Source organism: Niveispirillum sp. CC-CTL257 (assembly GCF_059489915.1).
Genome location: NZ_JCAJXE010000004.1, coordinates 565,458 through 586,898, shown reverse-complemented (window position 1 = coordinate 586,898; position 21,441 = coordinate 565,458). Strand labels below are relative to the sequence as shown.

The 21,441-nt window shown below is 63.7% G+C and carries 17 protein-coding genes; 5 read left to right on the top strand and 12 right to left on the bottom strand.

Annotation, left to right across the window (positions count from 1 at the left end; all coding sequences use genetic code 11):
• Positions 1 to 181 precede the first annotated feature (181 nt).
• Positions 182 to 982 carry a DUF2189 domain-containing protein gene (locus ABC729_RS23105; protein ID WP_495609964.1) on the top strand — a complete coding sequence of 267 codons (801 nt, stop codon included), beginning with the start codon at positions 182 to 184 and terminating at the stop codon, positions 980 to 982.
• 49 nt (positions 983 to 1,031) lie between these two features.
• On the opposite strand, the gene ABC729_RS23100 is transcribed toward ABC729_RS23105, so the two are convergent.
• Positions 1,032 to 1,772, bottom strand: a complete 741-nt coding sequence (locus ABC729_RS23100) for a polysaccharide deacetylase family protein (RefSeq protein WP_495609963.1) — start codon at positions 1,770 to 1,772, stop codon at positions 1,032 to 1,034.
• Positions 1,773 to 1,981: 209 nt separating this feature from the next.
• Between ABC729_RS23100 and ABC729_RS23095 the strand changes: the two genes are divergently transcribed.
• Positions 1,982 to 3,025: a LacI family DNA-binding transcriptional regulator gene (locus ABC729_RS23095; RefSeq protein WP_495609962.1), complete on the top strand. Its 1,044-nt coding sequence runs from the start codon at positions 1,982 to 1,984 to the stop codon at positions 3,023 to 3,025.
• 16 nt (positions 3,026 to 3,041) lie between these two features.
• Here ABC729_RS23095 and ABC729_RS23090 read toward each other — a convergent pair whose 3' ends face one another.
• The 4 genes from ABC729_RS23090 to ABC729_RS23075 all read right to left on the bottom strand — a co-directional run bounded on the left by ABC729_RS23090 (position 3,042) and on the right by ABC729_RS23075 (position 10,633).
• Positions 3,042 to 4,853, bottom strand: a complete 1,812-nt coding sequence (locus tag ABC729_RS23090; RefSeq protein ID WP_495609961.1) for an alpha-amylase family glycosyl hydrolase — start codon at positions 4,851 to 4,853, stop codon at positions 3,042 to 3,044.
• Positions 4,854 to 5,017: 164 nt separating this feature from the next.
• Complete coding sequence (locus tag ABC729_RS23085) at positions 5,018 to 6,523, bottom strand: tryptophan halogenase family protein (protein ID WP_495609960.1); 1,506 nt, start codon at positions 6,521 to 6,523, stop codon at positions 5,018 to 5,020.
• Positions 6,524 to 6,609: 86 nt separating this feature from the next.
• The gene (locus tag ABC729_RS23080) at positions 6,610 to 7,653 is read right to left on the bottom strand and encodes an EAL domain-containing protein (protein ID WP_495609959.1); all 1,044 of its coding nucleotides are present in this window, start codon (positions 7,651 to 7,653) and stop codon (positions 6,610 to 6,612) included.
• Positions 7,654 to 7,792: 139 nt separating this feature from the next.
• Positions 7,793 to 10,633, bottom strand: coding sequence for a TonB-dependent receptor (locus ABC729_RS23075; protein WP_495609958.1), 2,841 nt, complete (start codon positions 10,631 to 10,633; stop codon positions 7,793 to 7,795).
• 716 nt (positions 10,634 to 11,349) lie between these two features.
• Between ABC729_RS23075 and ABC729_RS23070 the strand changes: the two genes are divergently transcribed.
• Positions 11,350 to 12,768, top strand: a complete 1,419-nt coding sequence (locus ABC729_RS23070; RefSeq protein WP_495609957.1) for an META domain-containing protein — start codon at positions 11,350 to 11,352, stop codon at positions 12,766 to 12,768.
• Between the two features lie 151 nt (positions 12,769 to 12,919).
• Here ABC729_RS23070 and ABC729_RS23065 read toward each other — a convergent pair whose 3' ends face one another.
• The 7 genes from ABC729_RS23065 to rocD all read right to left on the bottom strand — a co-directional run bounded on the left by ABC729_RS23065 (position 12,920) and on the right by rocD (position 19,087).
• Complete coding sequence (locus ABC729_RS23065) at positions 12,920 to 13,519, bottom strand: hypothetical protein (protein ID WP_495609956.1); 600 nt, start codon at positions 13,517 to 13,519, stop codon at positions 12,920 to 12,922.
• A 50-nt stretch (positions 13,520 to 13,569) separates the two neighbouring features.
• Positions 13,570 to 13,710 carry a hypothetical protein gene (locus ABC729_RS23060; RefSeq protein WP_495609955.1) on the bottom strand — a complete coding sequence of 47 codons (141 nt, stop codon included), beginning with the start codon at positions 13,708 to 13,710 and terminating at the stop codon, positions 13,570 to 13,572.
• 40 nt (positions 13,711 to 13,750) lie between these two features.
• Positions 13,751 to 15,172, bottom strand: a complete 1,422-nt coding sequence (locus ABC729_RS23055) for a hypothetical protein (RefSeq protein ID WP_495609954.1) — start codon at positions 15,170 to 15,172, stop codon at positions 13,751 to 13,753.
• A 355-nt stretch (positions 15,173 to 15,527) separates the two neighbouring features.
• Positions 15,528 to 16,211, bottom strand: a complete 684-nt coding sequence (locus tag ABC729_RS23050; protein WP_495609953.1) for a TorF family putative porin — start codon at positions 16,209 to 16,211, stop codon at positions 15,528 to 15,530.
• Positions 16,212 to 16,374: 163 nt separating this feature from the next.
• A complete protein-coding gene (locus ABC729_RS23045; RefSeq protein ID WP_495609952.1) occupies positions 16,375 to 16,860 on the bottom strand; it encodes an Lrp/AsnC family transcriptional regulator in 486 nt (161 codons plus the stop codon).
• Between the two features lie 50 nt (positions 16,861 to 16,910).
• A complete protein-coding gene (locus ABC729_RS23040) occupies positions 16,911 to 17,825 on the bottom strand; it encodes an arginase (protein WP_495609951.1) in 915 nt (304 codons plus the stop codon).
• Between the two features lie 38 nt (positions 17,826 to 17,863).
• Positions 17,864 to 19,087 carry an ornithine--oxo-acid transaminase gene (rocD, locus tag ABC729_RS23035; RefSeq protein WP_495609950.1) on the bottom strand — a complete coding sequence of 408 codons (1,224 nt, stop codon included), beginning with the start codon at positions 19,085 to 19,087 and terminating at the stop codon, positions 17,864 to 17,866.
• Positions 19,088 to 19,426: 339 nt separating this feature from the next.
• Between rocD and ABC729_RS23030 the strand changes: the two genes are divergently transcribed.
• Both ABC729_RS23030 and ABC729_RS23025 read left to right on the top strand, forming a co-directional pair.
• Positions 19,427 to 20,377 (top strand): AAA family ATPase, encoded by a 951-nt coding sequence (locus tag ABC729_RS23030; protein WP_495609949.1) that lies wholly within the window; start codon positions 19,427 to 19,429, stop codon positions 20,375 to 20,377.
• The gene (locus ABC729_RS23025) at positions 20,370 to 21,308 is read left to right on the top strand and encodes a ParB/RepB/Spo0J family partition protein (protein WP_495609948.1); all 939 of its coding nucleotides are present in this window, start codon (positions 20,370 to 20,372) and stop codon (positions 21,306 to 21,308) included. Before ABC729_RS23030 ends, ABC729_RS23025 begins: the two co-directional genes overlap by 8 nt.
• Positions 21,309 to 21,441 lie beyond the last annotated feature (133 nt).

The window sequence follows — 21,441 nt, the reverse complement described above, 5'->3', positions numbered from 1 at the left end:
GGGTGGGGGAGTGCGCCGTCCACCGTTCTCTTCGTCATTCCGGCCGTCGTTGGGATGACGAAGATATTTCCACACCCCTAATATTCACCAAAAGCATAGCCCCCCTTCCCTCCCCTCAAAAACCTGCCATACTCAAGAAAAGCCGCGAAAAGCGACACTTGGCGAACTATTGGGGATGGAAATGACTGTCGACCATGAAGATGATGCCGGCCACGTCCCTGTATTCAGCGGACCAGTGCCCCATATCCGTCACGTTCCCGTGGACCGGCCCTGGCACTGGCTGCAACTGGGCATGGCCGATCTGGGGTCCGCCTGGCGGGTCAGCCTGACCTATGGCGCCCTGATCGCGGCGTTCAGTCTGGCACTGACCCTGCTGGTGGTGGGGTCGGGCCATGTCATGTTGATGCTGCCCCTGACGTCGGGCTTCACGTTGGTGGCCCCCCTGATCGCGGTTGGGCTTTACGCCACCTCCCGCGATATCGGCACGGGCCGCGTGCCCGATCTGGGCCGGGCGCTGCAGGCATGGCGGGTCAACCCCTTGCAGGTCGGGTTCCTGGGCGTGCTGTTGCTGTTGCTGCACCTGTTCTGGGTGCGGGTGGCGACCTTGATGTATGCGCTGTTCTTCGCCGACCTGTCGCCGACGCTGGACAGCCTGACCGCCACCCTGTTTCAAAGCGGGGCCAGCCTGCCCTTCCTGATCGTCGGGACCATCATCGGTGCCGCCTTCGCCGCCGTTGCTTTCGCGGTGTCGGTCGTGTCGATCCCCATGCTGCTGGACCGCCGCACCAACGCCTTTACCGCCATGGCGACCAGCATCATGGCAGTGCGCGTGAACCTGCCCGCCATGGCGCTCTGGGCCTTCATCATCGTCTTTTTGACGGGTGTCGGCATCGCCACCCTGTTCGTGGGCCTGATCGTCACGCTGCCCCTCATCGGCCATGCCAGCTGGCACGCCTATAAGGATCTCGTGACGGATCAGTGATGATGGTGTGTCGCATGCGCCCCGTCGGGCTTATGCGACACCCGTCTGATCACCCCTCCCACACCACATGCACCAGCCTGTAACCCTTCTGCTTGATCACGCGCAGCAGGGTGGCAATCGCGTCCGCCGTGGGCTTGTTGGCGTCATGCATCAGGATGATGCCCCCGCCCTTCTCGTCCAGCGCCTTGGACAGCCGGTCGGCCAGCATCGCGGTGGTGTCGGCGGGCTGCCAGTCGGTGATGGCCAGATCGATGGAGAAGACCGCCACCCCGTCGCGCGCCAGCGCCGACAGCAGCACCGGCGTCTCCTCCAGGAACGGGAAGCGGTATGATGCGGCGGTCACCCCGAACAGCCGCTTGTAAGCAGCCTGGGCACGCGCCAGATCATCCAGCTGTGCGGCCTCGCTCAAGGTGCCCAGATGCGGGTGGCTATAGCTATGGATGCCCGCCGAATGCCCCTCCGCCACGGCACGCTTGGCAAGGTCGCCATGGGCATCCAGATTGCCGCCCGTCATGAAGAAGGTTGCCTTGGCGCATTCCGCCTTCAACGCGTCCAGGACCTGCGGCGTCAGCACCGGCACCGGCCCATCGTCAAAGGTCAGCACCACCTCGCCCTTCTCCAGCCCCGGCAGGGCCGCATGCTGCACCGTGCCGAACGCCCCGCCAGCCCCCCGCTTCAAGCTTATGGTCCGGCTGGTGCCCAGCGCGTCCGGCCCACACGCCGCCGCCTGCCCTACCCCGCACAGGCCCATGAACGCCAGCGTCAGCGCCAGCCCCCGGATAAACCGCATGCCATCCTCCCAAATATTATGATCAATTGTTAGCGTTAACCTAACCCAGTCACGACCCGCGATCCAGCCTGCTTCGGCTGTTCTGATCCCATTCGCACCTGTCGATCTCTGTCCGGACTAGACAACGTTGTCAGACATTCCCGAACATGCTATTCCACAATGGCAAGCACAAGGGGGCAACGTACCCCTGCGGCGCGGAGGAAATGTTCTTGACCGATATCCAGCAGAATGGCGCGGCCCGCCCCCTTCCGCGCGTGGCAACGATCTTTGATGTGGCCCGCGTGGCCGGTGTATCGACCAAGACGGTGTCGCGCGTGCTGAACAATGAGGCGCGGGTGGCGGATGACACGCTGGCCCGCGTGCGCGCCGCCGTGGCCGATCTGGATTACCGGCCCAATCCCAATGCCCGCTCGCTGGCGGGCCGCCGCTCCTATCTGATCGGCCTGTTCTATGACAACCCGTCGCGCAATTACATGGCCGACATCATGGGGGGCGCCATCAGGCGGTGTCAGGAGAAGGGCTATCACCTGTTGACCGAACCGTGCGAGGCGGATGATCCCAACCTGCCGCGCATGATGGTGTCGGTCGCGGCACGCTTCCGCCTGGATGGCCTGATCCTCACCCCGCCCATCGTGGACCGTCAGGACGTGCTGGACGCCATCGCCCAGGCCAATGTCCCCCTGGTCCGCATCGCGCCCCGTACCGATCCCGCCCGCACCCCGCATGTCCATATGGATGATGAGGCGGCGGCAAGGTTGGCAGCCTATCATCTGGCCGATCTGGGCCATACGCGGCTGGGGATGATCCTGGGCCATCCCGACCATGGCGCGGCGGAACTGCGCCGGCGTGGCTTCATGGATGCGGCGGCTGAACGCGGCCTGACCCTGTCGCCCGACCATGTCCTGCCCGGCGATTTCAGCTTCGCGCGCGGCTTTGCGGCGGCCGAACAGCTGCTGGCCCTGCCCAACCGCCCCACCGCCATCTTCGCCGGCAATGACGACATGGCCGCCGCCACCGTCGCCGCCGCCAACAAGCACGGCCTGCAGGTCCCCCGCGACCTTTCCGTCATCGGCTTTGATGACAGCCCCATCGCCCAAGTCATCTGGCCGCCGCTCACCACCATCCGCCAGCCCACCATGGCCATGGCCGCGGCGGCTGTCGATCTGCTGATCGGCGACAATGACCCCGAACCCGTGCGCCAGCTGGGCTTTGAACTGATGGTCCGGCAATCAACGGGGCCGGTCGGAAAATAGAACGGGAAAGCCGCCCCTACCCCTTCTTGCACACCACATAGTCCAGCGCCGGGACCGTGACGCTGTAGGCACTGCCCTGCCCTGCTGCACAGGCACCGTGCAGGGCGGTCCAGGTGGCGCCCGGCCCTTCCGTGTCGAGGTTCAGGGAATGGGGCTTGGTGTCGGTGTTGGCGACGATGAGGAACTGTTCGCCGCGCGCATCATCGATGCGGGAGAAGGCCAGCAGGCCCGGACCCTTGCGTTCGAAATAGCGCATGATTGTACGGCCCTGACGCAGGCCGGGATGGGCCTGACGGATGGCCGCCATGTTGGCGAAGGCGCGGTAGAGGCTGTGGCCCGGCTGGAAGGCATCGCCGGTGCGGGGGCCGATGGTGCCTAGGCGTTCTTCGGTATTGAACTGCTTGGATGCGCTGGCGAACATCGGCTGGCGCGAGGCCTTGTCATCACCCAGCCCGACAAAGCCCTGTTCATCGCCGTAATAGAGCGTGGGCACACCACGGGAGAAAAACATCAGCGCGTGGCCCAGCGCCACGCGGGCCTGCAGCTCCTCTGGCTTCATCTTTGGGTTGGCCTTGCGGATCTTGAAGGCCAGGCGCCCCTGATCATGGTTGGAGATGAAGGTGGCCAGTTGGCGGGCCGTGCCGTCGCCGGCGGGATAGAGCCGGTCAGCACGGAACAGCCCGTCCCAGAGATCGAGATCGGCACCCATGCCCAGCGTATCGCGCGCCGCCACGGCCACGCCGAAATCCAGGACCGAGGGCAGGCCCAGAATGTCGGTATAGGCGGCGAGGTCGGCCGGCTTCTCATTAGCCACCTCACCAAAAACGATGAAGTTGGGGATGCCCTGCGCCTTGGCGAAGGCCGTGATCTCCGGCACGAAACGGTGCCAGAATTCCGGGTTCACATGCTTGGCGGTGTCGAGGCGATAGCCGTCGATGCCATATTCCTTGATCCAATGCTTATAGATCTCAATCATCCCGTCCACCACGGCGGGCTGTTCGGTGTAGAGATCGTCCAGGCGAGAGAAATCGCCGAAAATGCTGTCCTCCCCGCTGAAATGGCTGTCGCCGCGATTATGGTAATGGCGAGGATCGTTCATCCAGGCGGGGTTCTTCACCGTCGCTTCTGCCGCCGGCACATAGGGCGTGTAGGCGTAATTGATGTCGGTCAGGGCGGCATAGTTGGGCACCGTCTGATAGGCCGCGCCATCACCCTTGAAGCCCGGATTGATGGCCGCACCGTCCGACGCGCGGCGCGTGGTGGGATAATCGCCCTTGGACCGGTAGGGGCAGGGTTTGGACATGCTGGTGCCGTCACATTCCCGGAACTGGATCACGTCGCCCGTATGGTTCACCACGATATCCATGATGACCTTGATATTGCGGGCATGGGCCGCGTCGACAAAGGCCTTGAAGGCGGCATTGCCGCCCAGATGCGGGTCGACATTCAGGAAATCCAGGCCCCAATAGCCGTGATAGCCCGCCGACAGGCCACCATCATATTTGTGAACCACCTTGTTCACGACGGGCGGGGTGACCCAGATGGCCGTGACGCCCAAACCCTTTATATAATCCAGCTTCTGCGCCAGACCCTGAAAATCCCCGCCATGGAACATGCCGATATCGGTGGGGTCATAACCCGTCTGCTCCGGCCCGCCCGTCAGCCCACCCTTATCGTTGGACACATCGCCATTGGCCATGCGGTCAGTGACCACGAAATAGACCACATCATCGGCAAAGGGCCTGTCGCGATAGGGGGCAAGGTCCGCCGCCGCCGCAGGGGCGGCCAGGGCCAGCAGGGTGGCGGCGGTCGTCAACAGGCGGGACATGGCGGGTCCTTTCGGTTTTTTGGAGGGGTAGCACTCTCCCTTCGAAAAGTCCGGCCGGCGGGGCGCCCCGCCGGCCGCAGTTTCCCTTGAGGGAGCAAGAACCCGGTCAACGCGACCGGGTGGGCCCGGCGGATGGGAACCGCCGGGTTTGGGGTGCGGGCGGGTCAGGAGGGCCGGGCGGCGCAATGACGGGCAATGAAATCGGCATGGGTCGGCAGAACCGCCATCTCATGCGCGATCATCGCCTTGATCTCGGCCAGGAACTCCTTCAGTTCCGCCTCGCTCAACTGATCGGCCAGCGGGTTCCAGCTGCGCGGGATCACGCCCTGGCCCAGAAACACCTGAATCCAGCTGACATCCAGGAACAGCTCGTCATAGACGCGGGAGACGCGGCCGTGAGAGGCGAAGACGCGCATACGGCGCTCCAGCTCTTCCGGGATGTCCATGGCGCGGCAATCGCGCCAGAATTGGCTGTCATCGCGTTCGGTGGCCTTGTAATGCAGGATGATGAAGTCGCGGATGCGCTCATACTCGGCGCGCGCCTTCTCATTGAAATCATCTACCTCCACCGCGTCGATCCCGTCATTGGGCAGGGCCATCAGGATGCGGGTAATGGCCGACTGCACCAGATGGATCGACGTGCTTTCCAGCGGCTCCAGAAACCCGCTGGAAAGGCCCACGGCGATGACGTTGCGGTTCCACATCTTCTTCCGCCGCCCGGCGGTAAAGCGCAGCAAGCGGGGTTCGGCCTGCGGCATACCATCCAGATTGGCCATCAGGATGTCGCGGGCCTGCTCCTCCCCCATATAGCGGCTGGCGAAGACATGGCCGTTACCGATGCGGTGCTGCAACGGGATGCGCCATTGCCAGCCGGCGGGATGGGCCGTGGAGCGGGTATAGGGCGTGAATTCGCCGCCATTGGCACAGGGCACGGCCCAGGCGCGGTCACAGGGCAGCCAGTGGGACCAATCCTCAAACCCGGTCCCCAGCGCCTGCTCAATCAGCAGTCCCCGGAAGCCGGAGCAATCGATGAACAGGTCGCCTTCGATCCGGGTCCCATCCTCCAACTCCACCGCCTCCACATGGCCGTTGAAGGCGTTCAGGATGGTGCGGCGGATCTTGCCCTCGGTCCGCACCACCCCGCGTTCGGTGGCGAAGCGGCGCAGGAAGCCGGCATAAAGGCCGGCATCGAAATGGAAGGCATGGGTTAGCGGCTCCAACGGCGAGCGCCGCTGCGGCCCTGGACGGGCATAGCGCAGGGCGCGGGCGGCCACGGTATTATAGACATACTGTTCCCAATCCCCATCCAGCCCCAGCGCGTTGGCGCGACGCCAGACATGGTGGAAATGCGTCATACCCAGAGGGCGGCCCAGCGCCCCGAAAGCGTGCATGTAGCGGTGGCCCTGGCGGTACCAATCCTTGAACTCAATGCCCAGCTTGATGGTACCGTTGGTGGCCCGCAGGAACTCATCCTCATCGATGCCCAACACGCGGTTGAAGGTGGCGATGGGCGGGATCGTCGCCTCCCCCACCCCGACCGTGCCGATCTCTTCCGACTCCACCAGATGCAGCTTGTGTGTCTTGCCGGCGACACGCGCAAGGGCCGCCGCCGACATCCAGCCGGCGGTACCGCCGCCGACAATCACGATGCTGCGAATGGGTTTATGCATGTTGGGTCTGCCCGAATGGAAAGGGGATACCAGGGTACAGGGGAAAGCACCGGGACGTCATGCGGGCAGACAGGAACAGGGACGGATCAGGCGGCGGCAGGTCGGCCCAGCAGGTAACCCTGCAGGAAATCAACTCCGGCTGCCGTGACCCAGGCGCGTTCCGCCTCCGTCTCGATCCCCTCTGCCACGATGCGCGCCCCGGTATCGGCAGCGATGCCGATCAGATGGCGCACGATGCTCTGCTTGTAATGGTCCTGATGGATGTCCCGGATCAGGGCCATGTCGATCTTCACATAGTCCGGCCGCAACTCCTGCAGCATGTTCAAGCCGGAGAAGCCGGCCCCGATATCGTCCAGCGCCACGCGGAAGCCCGACTGCCGGTAAAAGGCCAGGATGCCGCGCAGATGGGCCTGATCCTTTACCTCCGTCGTTTCCGTCACCTCGAACACAATGTCCGACGGCGTCAGGCCCATGTCGCGCACGAAAGAGTGAGTGGTGCGCAGGCAATAGGACGGGTCATAGATGCTGGACGGGTTGAAATTCACAAACAGCTTGGCTCCGGGTGCCCGGCGCGTTGAGAACGCTTTGATCGCTTCGCGGCGGGCCGTCAGGTCCAGCGTGAAGAGAAGCTGGGTTTCCGACGCCACCGACAGCAGCGATCCCGCCGAAACGATATCGCCATTCCCCTCCCTCCCACGCAGCAGCGCCTCATACCCGAACACCGTCCCGTCGGGGCGGCAGATGGGCTGAAGCATGGAGAACAGCCGGTCCTTTTCCAGCATGCCCACCAGCCATTGCCCCTTCACGGCGGCGATGAGCCAACGCAGCGTGCGCGTGGACATATAGTCGGACAGGCTGGGCGCCTTATCCCCGTCCAGCAGCAGGGCACGGCAATGATCCGTCTCCTCCTGTGACAGGCTGCCATTAGCGTCCGTCAGAAAGGCATCCATATCGCCGCGCGCCAGACGGATATCCAGACATGCCGGGTCATCGGTTTCCACCACCGTCAGACGGCGGCGGTTAGCGATGTCCAGCAGCTTGGAGCGGGTATGAGATGTTGGCGGTGCCAGAAGCAGGCGGTTATCGGCATGGACCAGCGCCTTGATTTTCTCGCATTCGGGACAGTGCATGGGAATTCCTCCGTGTTGGTGAGGAAAACTCGTTCTGGCCGGGCGATTATCAAGGTTGGCTTATGGAAAGTGTCGATCCTGTCCCTGATAGAAAAAACCCCCGCCGGCAGGGAACCGGCGGGGGCAGAGGGAGGCAGGATCAGAACTTGTAGGAAGCGCCCAGCAGGTAGCGCGAACCGTAATCCTCGAAGCGCTCCACCAGACGCGTGTCGCCACGGCCATAGGCGATGAAGGGCTCGTTGGACAGGTTGTAGCCCTGGAGCATGAGGGTCAGACCCTCAAGCGAAGAGCCTTCCTGGAACTCATACGACACCTGGGCGTCGTAAATGGTCTCGCCCTTGCCCATACGCAGGGCGCGGGACTGACCAAAGCCGGTGACTTCCGCCAGGAACTTGGAGCGGTGGTTGGCCGAGATACGGGCCTGGAAACCGTCCTTGTCGTAGTAGAAGGTCGCCTGCGACGTGTACTTGGAGAAGCCCGGGATCGGCTGAGCCGGATCGCCCGGATTCGGCTGGATCGAGGTCTTGGTGTAACCGAAGCTGCTGGTCAGACCGAAACCATCCAGACGTTCGCTGATGATGTCGAACGGCAGGGACAAGGCCAGCTCGAAGCCGTAAATGTCGCCGCCATTGCCGTTGGCCGGCAGGTTCGAATAGCCCTGGAAAATACGCGGGGTCACGCCACCGGACTGGAAGCCGGTGAAGTCCATGATCTGGCGTTCGTTGTAGATGTAGGTCTTCAGCCACTTGTAATAGGTGTTCAAGGCGAAGTAACCGGCATCGGCGAAGTAGAACTCATACGTCGCATCAACGGCATCCGCCACCCAGGGCTTCAGCTTCGGGTTACCGTTATTGTCGCCGCCAGCGCTCCACGGCGAGAAGTCGATGGAGGTGTTGTTGGCGAAGGCCGGGTTGAAGCTGAAGGTCGACAGGGCCGACAGCTGATCAGGACGCGCACGGGCCATCTGACGCGAGGCCGCCAGGCGGATCTTGTGATCCTCGTTCGGCATCGTGAAGATCAGATTGGCGCTGGGCAGGAAGTTATAATACTTCGCGCCGGCGGTGCGCAGGCGGAAGGTGCCGTTGCTGGCGATGGCCGGACCGGTCGAGGACTGGTCGGTATGGACATACTGGGCACCGACATTACCGGTCAGCTTGACCTGACCCAACATGGCGTCCAGATCGACCTTGGCGAAGCCGGTCCAGACCTTTTCGTTGATCTGGTAGGCGAGGTCGTTCACGCAGTTGTTACGCGGGCACTTGACCAGCGAGTAGGTGCCGTTGGCCAGCAGATCACGCGGATCGAAGGCCAGCGTGTCGCCCAGACCGATCCAGGACAGGTCCGTCGGCTTCAGCACGGAAGAGGCCGGAACCGCGATGGAACGCTGCGCCGTCGGGTTCTGCACGTTGGCCGTGGTGACCACGTACCATTCCGGCTGCGTGTAGTTCTTCTGGCGGTCGGTGTAATTGGCACCGACATTGATCGCGCTGACAAACGTGCTTTCGATCTCGCGCTTCACATCCAGACGGGCCGACCACAGCTCGTCATCGATGGTGGGCGTGTTCAGATAGCCGTTCTGATCGAGCGTGCCGATGGAACCACCGGACCACCCGCCCGGATCGGTCAGCAGCATCAGGTTCGGATCGGCATAGTTCAGGTTGTGCGTCAGCTGCCAGCCGAAATCATTCGGCTTGGAGGTGAAGCCGATCGTGTCGGTCGCACCGGCACCGGCGGCACCGCGGCCCGTGCCGTAATAAGCCTCAAAGCGCGAGGACTTGCGGTCAGCCGAGCTGTAGCCGATATCGGCGGTGACCGTCCAGGCGTCCTTGTTATACTCGCCGTTCCAGCCGGCGGAGTAGAGGTCGGCCTTGGTGGTGCGGATGTCGGAACGGCCCACGCCCTTCACACCGGTGAAGGTGCCGCCGGTAACCAGCGCATCCTCAACAGTACGGCCACCCGTGCTCAGCGACGCGCCCGACCACCACAGCGGCAGTTCGACGCCGCGCTGATACTGCACGTCGTCAAACTTCGAATAGTAGAAGTCGGCGGTGCTGGTGAAATTGTCCGACGCTTCCCACTGCCAGGTGGCGACGACGCCGGTACGCTTCAGCGTCTGGGAGTTGGAGCGCACTTCCGTGCCGCCAATGATGTACGGGGCCGTGTTGCTCAGCGGCTGGCTGTCATTGATGCGCGGATAGTTGCCATCGCCCCAGAAGCGGGCCGACTTGATCTGCGTCGGCTGCATCAGATGCGAAACGCCGAGCGAGATGCCCATCGTGTCGTTGGCGAAGCGGTCAATGTAGGTGCCGGAGAAGCGATAGCCATATTCGTCGCTGTCGCTATTCAGCTTGCCATTGGTCACATATTCGGTACGGGCCGAGACGGACAGCACCCGGTCCTTGTAATCCAGCGGACGGATCGTCTTCAGGTCGACCGTGCCGGCCAGACCCTGGCCGATGACGTTGGACTGCGAGGTCTTGTAGACGGCGACGCCGGAGGAGATTTCGGCCGGATACTGGTCGAATTCCACGGAGCGGTTATTGCCGGTCGTCACCTGTTCGCGGCCATTCAGCAGCGTGGTGGTGAAGTCGGGGCCGAGACCGCGCAGGCTGATCGACTGCGCGCGGCCATCGATACGCTGTGCCGCCAGACCGGGCAGACGGGCGATGGATTCCGCGATGGAGTTATCGGGCAGCTTGCCGATATCTTCCGCCGTGATCACTTCCACGATCTGCGTGGCGTTGCGCTTCTGCTCAATCGACGCCTGGATCGACTGGCGGAAACCGGAAACGATGATCTCTTCCAGCAGGCCATCGCCAGCGGCGGGGGCAGCAGCAGCCGGGGCGGCCTGCGCCACCTGGGTCTCGCTGCGCTGGGTCACGATGCTGTCATCGGCGGCGAACGCGGCGCCGGCCGTCAGCATGGCAGTGCCGGCAACCGTCGCCAGCAACGCGAAACGCATTGGATGAACCTTGGACATTCCTCTCACTCCCCATCGACTAAGCGTCACCGACGCCATTGTTCTTGTTGACCCCGTTCGGGGCGCAGTTCCTGACCGCGAGCGACTTTCGTTCGAACCTGGACACACGGCTCCCATAACCCACCACTTCACGCGGCGGGAATGCCGGGACCCTGTCCGAACACGCAACAACCATGACAAGCGGACGCGACGACTAACCTCACCCGCAACAGGCCGTGATCTTGATTGAATGCCGCAGGGCCGCCCTTGATTATTCGGCTGGCAAAGAATTCGGGTGCCTTTTTCTTATGCAGGCACCTTTTCCTCCCGTCGGCACCGACAAAGGGGCCCGTAAAGGTCCCAATGTTCCGGCCATGTCGCATTTCGAATTTAGTTACAAACCCACAAAACGGTGAGCGCGAAAATACGTATGCATAAGTTTGCTGCGTTGCGACGCATACGTATTCACCTGCGCCATTGTCGTCGGGGGGTGATGGGGCGCACTGTACGCGCTGTTTTCGGCTGACCGGAAACAGCTCCGGCGGAGACCGCCGCCGCGCCGCACATGCGGCGTGAAGCCAAGCGGCGGATGCCCCGCCGGCGCTTGAGGAAAACGAAATCGCCCGTGATGGGGGCAGCCGGGACGGAAATCAGGGGGCCGCCTGCATTTCAAACTGGCATGCACGCGGCCAGGACGGCATCATCGGCGCCCGGATCAGACAGGGACAGGACGGCGTATGCGGCGGCAGATGCGTAAAGGCATGGTGACCATGGTGGCGGGGGCGTGCCTGTTCCTGCCCGGTATCCTGCCCCCTGCCCTGTCCGCCCCCGCCCCGTCCAGTTCCACCGCCCGCCCGCTTGTCACCATTATCGGTGAGCTGTCCTATCGCGAGCGGATCGCCCTGCCGCCCGGTGCCACCTTGCTGGTCACCCTGGCCGAGCCGGGCATGGCCGCCGATCCCGCCGTCCCCGTCCTGGCCCGGCAAAGCATTGATCTGGCGGGGCAGCAGGTGCCGCTGCGTTTTCGCCTGACGGCGGTGGCGGCCAAGCTGAAGGCCGGCGAACGCTATGCCGTGCGCGCCATCATCCAGGATGCCGCCGGTCGCCCCCTCTGGTCGATCCAGAGCGCCCATGTCATCGATCCCGGCAAGGGCCTGCATGATCTGGGCACCTTATGGCTGACCCGTGCCGCCGCCCCACCACCCGTCCCCCCGGCCCCGCCCACCCCCGACAGCGGCCCACAGGCGGCCCCGCGCCCGCCCGGCGTGCCGTTTCAGTGCGGGGAACGGGAAGTGGTGGCGCTCTATAGCGAGGGCGGCCTGGACCTGACCGTGGAGGGCCAGACCCACCGCTTGGACCGCGCCCTGTCGGCGTCGGGCGCCCGCTACACGGGGGAGATGGCGGACGGGCAGGAGATCGAATTCTGGAGCAAGGGGCGCAATGCCCGCCTGTCGCTGGGTGCGGAGACGGAGATTGCCTGTGCCCAGGCCGATTTCACCGAAACCGACCTGCCGGGCCAGTATGAGGCGCGCGGATACGGCCCCGGCTGGACCCTGCGCATCGGCACAGACCGCCTCGACCTCGTGAGATTTGGCACAGGAACGTCGCAGATCGCGCGGATTTCCTTGCCCGAGCGGCAATTGCTGGCCGATGGCTATCGCTATGAAGGCCGCCTGGGCGACGGGGATTTGAGGGTGACCATCAATCCCGGCACCTGCCTGGATGACCGCACCGCCACCCCCCTGCCCGACCGTGTACAGGTGGAGGTGGAGGGCCAGACCCTGCAAGGCTGCGGCGGATCGGCCTCCGCCTTCCTGGCCCAGGGCGAATGGCAGGCCGTATCCCTGAATGGCAAGGATGTGCCCCCCGACAATGCGCCCGCCATGCGCTTCACCATGGCGGGCGAGGTGACGGGGACGGCGGGATGCAACCGCTTCGTGGCCCGTTTCCGCGCCGACGCCAACGGCATCACCATCGCCAGCCGCGCCGCCGCCAGCACCATGATGGCCTGCCCGCGCGAGGTGATGGTGCGCGAACAGGCCTTCCTCTCGGCCCTGCGCTCCATCCAGCGCCACACGCTGGACGAGGACGGCCTGCTGGTACTGTCGGGCCTGGATGATGCGGAGATAAGATTGCGGCGGGTGGGGGGACCTTGACGCTCACCCACGACCTACGGCCATGAGTCATCAGCCGAGGATCCTGGTCTCATGCCAATCCGCCGAAAGGTGGAGCTTTTGGCGGATTGGAGACCGACGACGGCCAGCCCGGTGCCTGAAGGAACATCAAATCTCCCTGGAACGGTCGCGATCAAGGGAGATTGGTATCAGGCGGCGGCCGGGTGGCCTTCTTCTCTTCCTCCGAAGACCCGCACCCGCCGGCGACCAGCGCGATATCAACGGTGTCGATGCTGATCTGAACATGGTCCGACGGGTCAGCGGGCTGTGGCATCCGGATCTGGATGGTGACATCGGTGACGTCGCCGGACCCCAGCACAGCCTCCACCCGCCTGTAGAAGCTGCTGTTCGCCGGATCCGGCGACAGATCCAGCGCGAATTGCCGCTCCCCCACCTGGACTGCAAGGGTCGCGCTACTTGCGCCGCTGGAAAGATAGCCACCGCGGACATCGATGATGAGGGGCTTTCCCCGTGCGGCCGGCGACATCGCGGGCCGCAGGAAACGGCGCCCCTCCTTCACCGTCTTGCCAGCGGCCGGCACCTCGCCGGGCAGCCACTCAATCCTGAAATCGTCGTAAAGAAGGGACAGGAGGCAGCGCGAGGGCGAGGTGACAAACGCCACCTGATCGGCCTGAACCACACCGTCGAAACGTGCCGGCAATGGCGGCTCGCGGCCGCAGCCGGCCAGGAGAAGCAGGGCCATGGCCGGGATGGCATGAATGGGACGCATCATGACTGTCCTCTCCATTTTCGTGAAGGGACCTCAACCGCCGGCACCACCAATCAGATGCTGGCGGTCACCGTCCATGTGCCGTCGGGCTGTTGGGCACAGACGATGTTCGTGGTCTCGTCATGATCGATGAAAGTCTGAACGACTTCCCCAACCTTGTTGGCGGGCACATTCCGGATGATTTTTTCCGACATCTTTTCCTCCTGTAACCGCGTTTATGATGCATGGGCAGTTCTATTTATTGACGAACTCGTCCACGACGTACTGGCGATACCGCGCCATCGAGACGTCGTAGAGCAGTTGGGCAATGGAACCTGACGGCATGACTTTCCCCACCCATTCCCGAATCTTCTTCTGTTTGTCGGCATTCAAAAGAGCGGTCTTGATTTTTTCAATGTTGGCCGCATCATTTTCGTTACTGATGCCGTAGCTGAACAGCTCACCCTGTTCACGTTTCAATTGTTCCATTTTTACTTCCCGAGATTCGACCGCCAGCTTGTTCGCGATGACTCCATTGCAAAGGTCCGTGCTACGCTCACGCGATAGCCTTTCTTCTTCACTCGGGTTGACGGGACTCCGGGCGGTCCCTGTCAGATAGACAGTACAGGCCTCCAGCAGATAATCCTTCTTCAGCACCGCCTGCACCATGTCCCGAACGGCCCCGGAAACCGCAGCCACCGAAAGCGGGTCCAGGCCACCGCGCGGCGCCGAAGGCGCGAAGGAGCCACCGCCGGTGACATGGGCAGCGGCCTGGGACAGGGCCCCGTCCTGATTGCGCTCCACCGTTTCACGGGCCTTGTGAGCATCCGCCAGGGCCTGGGCCGCTAGGCCCTGCTGCTGTGTGGCCGTCGCAAGATCCGCCTCCGCCTTGACCAGCAGAGCGGCATCTTCATTCTTCCTTTTTTCCAGCTCCGGCAGGTTGGCCGAGGCCGGCGTCTGTTTCAGGGCAGCATCATAGCTGGCCTTCGATGCCTTGGCTGCGGTGTCGGCCGTGTCGCGCTTGGTCTTGTGGTCAGCCAGTTCCGTGTCCGCTCGGGCCAGTGCCTGCTGCCGTTCGGTTTCCGTCTTGCGGACGGTCTCCAGCACCTGAAGGTTCGAGACCAGCTGCGCCTGTGAGTCCGCGCCGCTGCTGCCGCCCAGTATCACCTGATTGGCCGCCACCGCCCCCGTCAACTGTTCGACAGCCACCACTACGGCCGTGAGGTCTTGGCTGCGCTCCAGCAGCATGGTTTCACTGACATCCAATAATTGTCCCTGCCGCTGCGCCCGAGCCTCGCACAGGCGGAACAGCGCGTCGCGCATCAAGGTGATGGACTGGGTGCGCAGCCCGATCATGGCGGCTGTCTGCTGTGCCGATGCCGACAATGAGGCGGCACCCGTCCCCGGAACGCTGCCCGACAGCCCCAGCGCCGCCGCATAGGCCGCCAACCCGTCAGGACTGGGTTCGGCGCATGTGCTGCCGTCACTACTGGCGATCACGAGGCGCTGGAACGCATCCAGGTGGATGGCTTTCCCGCCCCCGCCTGGCTGCTCATTACCAGGGGAGGAGGCGGACGCCGGGTTCGGCAGGTTCGTCACCCGGTTGATGGTGTTGAGGTTCGCGCAGCCCGACAGCAGCAGGCCGGCCAGAATGCCGGCACCCACAAGATTACGCATTTGGCCCACCGGGTTTCAGTGTGAATTCAGGAAAGCGGCATAGTCGGCGGCTCGCCGTTGGCTGGCGGCTACTGGTGTGTTTCTTGGCCGTGCAAATCAATTATCAGTTTGTATAAGTTTTATACATTCTTCTATGGACACTGCGGTATGCAAAATTTTGCTAAAATCGCGGGAAAGTATGCGCGGGGTTCGCCTTCCAGTGTTGGCAGCCTGCACAGCCGATGGCCTGTGCCACATGCGAACCGGCCTGGGCCGCAGGACCGCTATCCGGCTTGATGATTTTCTACCGCCGCTGCCGGGACTCGCTTCGCTTGATCGGACCTCTGCCAGGAGCCTTGGTTAATGACCCCTCCCCTCACGGAAAACTCACCGTCACAAACGCCGCCACCCTCCCACCGCACTTGCAGCCATCTTCGTTCTTCAGGCTGGTGTCGGTATAGGCGATGCCCACCGTGGCGGGGGCCAGGGCGTAGGAGAGTTCAGCACCCCATTCCCAGAAGTTGGGGCCGCCCAAATCCTTGCGATCATACCATTGATGGCCGAGATGCGGGGAGATAGCGAAACGCTCGGCGAACGGGATGGTGACGGCGATACGGTGGTAGAGCGCGTCGCCGGCCCCGCCATCATCGGGGCTATAGACCATTTCCGCTTCCCATTGATGGGTTTCAAGGTCGAGCGAGCCGGCCAGCGCGAATTCCCAGAGGTCCAGGCCCGCCCCCCTGGGTGCGCCGGCATAATGGGTGCGGCTGATGCCGGCCACCAACGCCCATTGCTCCCAATCCCATTGATAGCCGCCGATCATGTTCAGTTCGGCATCGGTGCTGTCGTTGAAATCGACGGTGGAACCATCCACGGCCAGGAACAGGCCGGTTTCATGGGTCCAGGTCAGGCCGGCTTGAAAGGCGGCATTGCCATCGGATTGCGACATTCCCTTATCGACATAATCGCTGACCAGGGTGACGGAACCTTCGATATCGGCCAGGGCCGGGGCTACCCACAGGCTGGCCAGCAGGGCCAGGGATGCCACGCGCGCAATCATCTACCGTCACCTTCTTCTTCTTATACCTGCCGCTTCCAGACGTCTGTCAGGACGCGGATATTCCGGGAAGATACCGGCGGGCGTGAGAATTTCATGCTGTTCATTGGGATAGGACAGCATTGAAGATGGTATTGATTGTAATTCGCAGCGTGACTAGTTGAATTTACTCCGCCTCACCCGCGAACAGGGGTGGCGGCACCTGATCGCGCACGGGGCGCAGGACGATATTGCTGGTCACGCGGCTGACGCCCAGTTCGGTATCGTCGATCCAACTCTGGGTCAGTTCCTGATAGGCATCGACATCGGGGCAGATCAGTTTGGCGATATAATCAAACTCACCACTGACCTCAAAACATTCCACCACCTCCGGCGTGTTGGCCAGACGGCGTTCGAACAGTTGGCGGCCATGGCGGCCATGATGTTCCAGCGCGATCTGCGCCAGGACGGTGATACAGCTTTGCAGCTTGCGAAGGTCCAGCATCGCCTGATAGCGGACGATCACGCCCTCGCGTTCCAGCCTGCGCACCCGCTCCAGGCATGGCCGCGCCGACAGGCCCACCCGTTCGGACAGGCCCTGATTGGTGATGCGGCCATCGGCCTGAAGCTCGGCCAGGATGCGCAGGTCGATCTGATCAAGGCGGCGGCGCATGGCGGGTCCGGGTGGTGGCGTGGGGGGCCAGGGTAGCCGAATGGAACGGCTTACGCTACCAGTGCGGTCTGGCCTTGACGGCCCGCCATCATGCCGGCCAGCAGATGTTCCACGACATGGGCTGTGCGGTTGCCCTGGTCCTGGGTCGCGGCATATTCGACAATGTCCAGCGACTGCACCAGACCGGACTGGCCCAGCAGGCGCAGCGATTCCACCACCTCTTCCAGGTTCAGGCCATCGGGCACGGGCGTGCCGACGCCGGGCGCGATGCTGGGGTCCAGGGCGTCGATATCAAAGCTGACATGGACATGACCGCCGCCCGCCGCCTGAATCCGGCTGATCGTGTGGGCGACCAGGGCGGCGAGGCCACGTTCGCGCACCGCCGGCATCTCGTGAAACTCAATGCCAGACCGGCGCAGGTTCGCCCGCTCCCCCTCGTCAATATCGCGGATGCCGAACTGGACCAGACGGTCGGGGCGCAGCAGCGGCGTGAAGGCACCGACGCGCAGCAACGCCGGATGGCCGATGCCACAGGCCAGCGCCGCCGGATAGCCATGGGTGTTGCCCGATGGCGAGGTATCGGGCGTGTTGAAATCGGGGTGCGCATCGAACCACAGGACGAAGAAATTCTTGCCCTGGCGGCGCGCATGTTCGGCGGCGGCGGCGACGGAGCCCAGGGCCATGGCATGGTCACCACCCACCATCACCGGCATGCCACCATCGGCAAAGACGCCCGACACGGTATTGCGCACCGCTGTACACCAGGCGGCGGTTTCGCGCACCGACCGGCTACCCGTCTCATCGCGGGTGCCGTCATAGGCGGGACCCTGGACATCGCCCCGGTCCACCATGCCCATGCGGCGCGGCAGGCCGATGGCGCGCAGGGCCGCCGGCCCCTCTGCCGCACCACAGGCGACATTGCCGACATCCGTGGGCACCCCGATGAAACCGTACCAGCCGCTCATGGATCACTCCGCTTGTTTGTTGTTCTTATGGGAAAGGTTCAGGCCGTCAGGCGCGACAGAACGGCGGCGAAACGGTCAATGGCCCAGTCCAGTTCGGGACGGGAAATGACCAGCGGCGGGGCGAAACGGATGGTGGTGTCGTGCGTTTCCTTGGACAGCACACCCTGCTCCATCAACAATTCGCAGACATGGCGGGCGGTGGCGATGGCGGGGTCGATCTCCACCCCCACCCACAGGCCGCGACCGCGCACGGCGGTGATGGCCTTGCTGTCGATACCGCGTAGGCGGGCGATCATATGGGCACCCAGCTCGGCAGAACGCTCCACAAGACCTTCATCGGCGATGGTGTCCAGTGCCGCCAGACCGACGGCTGCGGCCAGCGGGCTACCGCCAAAGGTGGAGCCATGGCTGCCGGGGCCGAACATGTCGATGACATCGCGGCGGGCGACAAAGGCGGAGACGGGCATGACGCCACCCCCCAGCGCCTTGCCCAGGCACAGGCCGTCGGGGCGGATACCTTCATGCTGATGCGCGAACCAATGGCCCGTGCGACCCAGGCCCGACTGAATCTCATCCAGGATCAGCAGGACATTGTGACGGTCGCAGATCTCGCGCAGGCGACGCAGATAGCCATCGGGCGGCACAATGATGCCGGCCTCGCCCTGGATCGGTTCCACCAGGATGGCGGCGGTGTTGGGGGTGATCGCGGCTTCCATCGCGTCGGCATCGCCAAACGGCACGATGCGGAAACCGGGGGCGAACGGACCAAAGCCATCGCGATAGGCAGGTTCGGAGGAGAAGCCGACAATGGTGGTGGTGCGGCCATGGAAATTGCCATCCGCCACCAGGATTTCCGCCTGATCCGCGGCCACGCCCTTGACGCGATACGCCCAGCGACGCGCGGCCTTGATGGCCGTCTCCACCGCCTCCGCCCCCGTATTCATGGGGCAGGCACCGTCCAGGCCTGTCAGGCGGCACAGACGCTCCAGGAAGGGGCCCAGCTTGTCGGAATGGAAGGCACGGGAGATGACGGCGACCTTGGCCGCCTGCTCGCTCAGCGCCGACAGGATACGGGGATGGCCGTGGCCGGTGTTGACGGCGGAGTACGCGGCCATCATGTCCAGATAACGCTTGCCGTCACCATCCCACATCCACACACCCTCTGCCCGGGCGATCACCACCGGCAGCGGCTTGTAATTCTGCGCGCACCAGCGCTTTTCAACGGCGATGGCGTCGGAATTGATGCTGGCCCGCATGTCCATGATGCTCTCCCCAGGGATGCTGTTCGTTGGTTTCAGCATGGCAGGCAGGGACAGCCGAAACGGTTGAAGTTTCGGGGGCAAACGACAGGATCGGGTTGGGCACCGGGGGCGGCACAGCCGAACCTGTGTAGCCCTGTGTGACGTCACACAGGGGTGGGGCCGCCGCTGTCGCCCCCGTGCATTCCGGCACAGTAAGAAGCCTGTGTGACGTCACACAGAGGCACCGTGCATCCAGGCATAATGACGGAATTCCTGTCGTAGGTCCGTTCCACCATTGACGTGGGAGTGGATTTGAGACAATTCTCAAAGCCTCAAATGCCCCCTCCCCGGACCGGTGCCATGACCCCCGATGAACTGCGCCACTTTCGTGAAAGCCGTGGTGAAAGCCAGGCCGCCTTTGCCGCCTGGGTGAATGCCAAGCTGGGCCGCAAGTACGACAATGCCACCATCAGCCGCTGGGAATCGGGCGCTGAACGGCTACCGGTGCGGGTGGCGGAGTTCCTGGCCGCCGCCAGCCAGCGCACGGCCTGCATCATCGCTGTCGCCAACCAGAAGGGCGGGGTGGGCAAGACCACTACCACCCTGAACCTCGGTTACGCGCTGGGTGAGTTGGGCAAGAAGGTGCTGGTGGTGGATGCCGATCAGCAGGCCACGGCCACCGAAGGGTCGGGCATCGACCCGCTGGAGGTGCAGGACCGCAAGGGCGGGCTGGAGGATGTGCTGTTCGGGCAGACGGGCATTCATCAGGCCATCGTGAAATGCGACGGCTACGACCTGCTGCCCTGCACCATCGCGCTGGCCGAGGCGCAGATCAAGATCCTGCTGGACCCCGATGACGGGCGCTATGTGCTGCGCGAGAGGCTGTCGGAGGTACTGCGTGACTATGATTATATCGTCATCGACTGCCCGCCCGAACTGGCCCTGATCACCGTCACGGCCCTGATCGCCGCCGACTTCCTGCTGATCCCGACCAAGGCCAGCCGCTATGACGTGCGCGGCATCCCCTTGATTTTTGACACAGTGTCGAAGATCCAGCGGCGGCAGAATCCCAGCCTGAAGGTGCTGGGCGTCCTGCCCACCATGTTCAACCGCAATTTCGCGGTGGAGCAGCAGGTGCTGTCGGACCTGCAGGAAAGCCTGGGCGACAAGGCCCGCATCTTCCAGCCGGTGCCGCGCTCGACCGAGATCGACCAGGCCACCTATGCCGGGGCCGTCCCGCTGAAAATGCTGCCCAAGAGCCACCCGATCGGGGTGTACCGCACCCTGGCGCAGGAGATCGTCAATGGTTAAGAACTGGCGCAAGCCGGCCGGTCAGCAGCCGGCGGCGGTGGCAAAATCCATCGGGGACAGCCTGGACCGGCCCGGTGCGGATTTGATCTTCGGGGCGGCGGATGGGCTGCGCGATACGGTGCTGCTGCGCCTGACCGACATTGAGCCAAATCCCAATCAACCGCGCCGCCATTTTGATGAGGAGGAGCTGCAGGCACTCAGCTTCTCCCTGCGCGAGGTGGGACAATTATCCCCCATCCTGGTGCAGGCCCACCCGACGGAGCCGAAACGCTTCCTGCTGGTAGCCGGTGAGCGGCGCTGGCGTGCGGCGGGGATGGCGGGCCTGACCAAGATCATGGCCCATATCCTGCCCACCGATGCCAATACCGATCAGATCGCCCTGATCGAGAATTTGCAGCGCGTGGATTTGTCGCCCGTGGAAGAAGCGGAGGGCATCCGCCGCCTGATCGAGACGCATGAATATAATCAGGAAGCGGTGGGTGACCTGTTGGGCCGGTCGCGCACAGAGGTCAACACCACCCTGACCCTGCTGCGTCTGCACGCCACCATCCGCACAGACTGTGTGACATCACACAATGACGTGCCCAAGGCCGTGCTGCTGGAGCTGGCGCGTATGGAGGAGGTTGACCAATTGAGCCTATGGCTCAAGGTCAAGAAGGGCGAACTGACGGCGCGGGAAGCACGCGAATACCGTGCCAAGCTGCAACGGGCCGGTGATCCGGCGACGGCCAAGGCACCCGTGAGAAATGTTACAGCAAAGAAGTTCATCGCCGGCTTGCCCAAGCTGGAGGAGAGCCTATCAGTGGGGATTGAGGCGGTGGCGGATAAGGGCGTGGCCAAGCTGCGCGCCGATGAGCGTGCCAAGCTGGAGGCACTGAAGACACGTCTGCAAGACTATGCGCAGCAGTTGGAGACGCTGCTGGCGGGGTGAGGTTGCTGCCCCCCCTTCGTCATCCCGGCGAAAGCCGGGATCCAGGGGCCACAGACTCCACCGTCGCCGCTACGTTAATTGATATCATTGATCAGTGGGGCGCTTGGTCCTGGGTCCCGGCTCGCGCCGGGAT

Excerpts from the sequence above, each read along its gene's own strand:
- ABC729_RS23105 (WP_495609964.1), top strand. The coding sequence starts at position 182 with ATGACTGTCGACCATGAAGATGATGCCGGCCACGTCCCTGTATTCAGC.
- ABC729_RS23100 (WP_495609963.1), bottom strand. The coding sequence starts at position 1,772 with ATGCGGTTTATCCGGGGGCTGGCGCTGACGCTGGCGTTCATGGGCCTG.
- ABC729_RS23090 (WP_495609961.1), bottom strand. The coding sequence starts at position 4,853 with ATGTCCCGCCTGTTGACGACCGCCGCCACCCTGCTGGCCCTGGCCGCC.
- ABC729_RS23085 (WP_495609960.1), bottom strand. The coding sequence starts at position 6,523 with ATGCATAAACCCATTCGCAGCATCGTGATTGTCGGCGGCGGTACCGCC.
- ABC729_RS23080 (WP_495609959.1), bottom strand. The coding sequence starts at position 7,653 with ATGCACTGTCCCGAATGCGAGAAAATCAAGGCGCTGGTCCATGCCGAT.
- ABC729_RS23075 (WP_495609958.1), bottom strand. The coding sequence starts at position 10,633 with ATGTCCAAGGTTCATCCAATGCGTTTCGCGTTGCTGGCGACGGTTGCC.
- ABC729_RS23070 (WP_495609957.1), top strand. The coding sequence starts at position 11,350 with ATGCGGCGGCAGATGCGTAAAGGCATGGTGACCATGGTGGCGGGGGCG.
- ABC729_RS23065 (WP_495609956.1), bottom strand. The coding sequence starts at position 13,519 with ATGATGCGTCCCATTCATGCCATCCCGGCCATGGCCCTGCTTCTCCTG.
- ABC729_RS23060 (WP_495609955.1), bottom strand. The coding sequence starts at position 13,710 with ATGTCGGAAAAAATCATCCGGAATGTGCCCGCCAACAAGGTTGGGGAA.
- ABC729_RS23055 (WP_495609954.1), bottom strand. The coding sequence starts at position 15,172 with ATGCGTAATCTTGTGGGTGCCGGCATTCTGGCCGGCCTGCTGCTGTCG.
- ABC729_RS23050 (WP_495609953.1), bottom strand. The coding sequence starts at position 16,211 with ATGATTGCGCGCGTGGCATCCCTGGCCCTGCTGGCCAGCCTGTGGGTA.
- ABC729_RS23045 (WP_495609952.1), bottom strand. The coding sequence starts at position 16,860 with ATGCGCCGCCGCCTTGATCAGATCGACCTGCGCATCCTGGCCGAGCTT.
- ABC729_RS23040 (WP_495609951.1), bottom strand. The coding sequence starts at position 17,825 with ATGAGCGGCTGGTACGGTTTCATCGGGGTGCCCACGGATGTCGGCAAT.
- rocD (WP_495609950.1), bottom strand. The coding sequence starts at position 19,087 with ATGGACATGCGGGCCAGCATCAATTCCGACGCCATCGCCGTTGAAAAG.
- ABC729_RS23030 (WP_495609949.1), top strand. The coding sequence starts at position 19,427 with ATGACCCCCGATGAACTGCGCCACTTTCGTGAAAGCCGTGGTGAAAGC.
- ABC729_RS23025 (WP_495609948.1), top strand. The coding sequence starts at position 20,370 with ATGGTTAAGAACTGGCGCAAGCCGGCCGGTCAGCAGCCGGCGGCGGTG.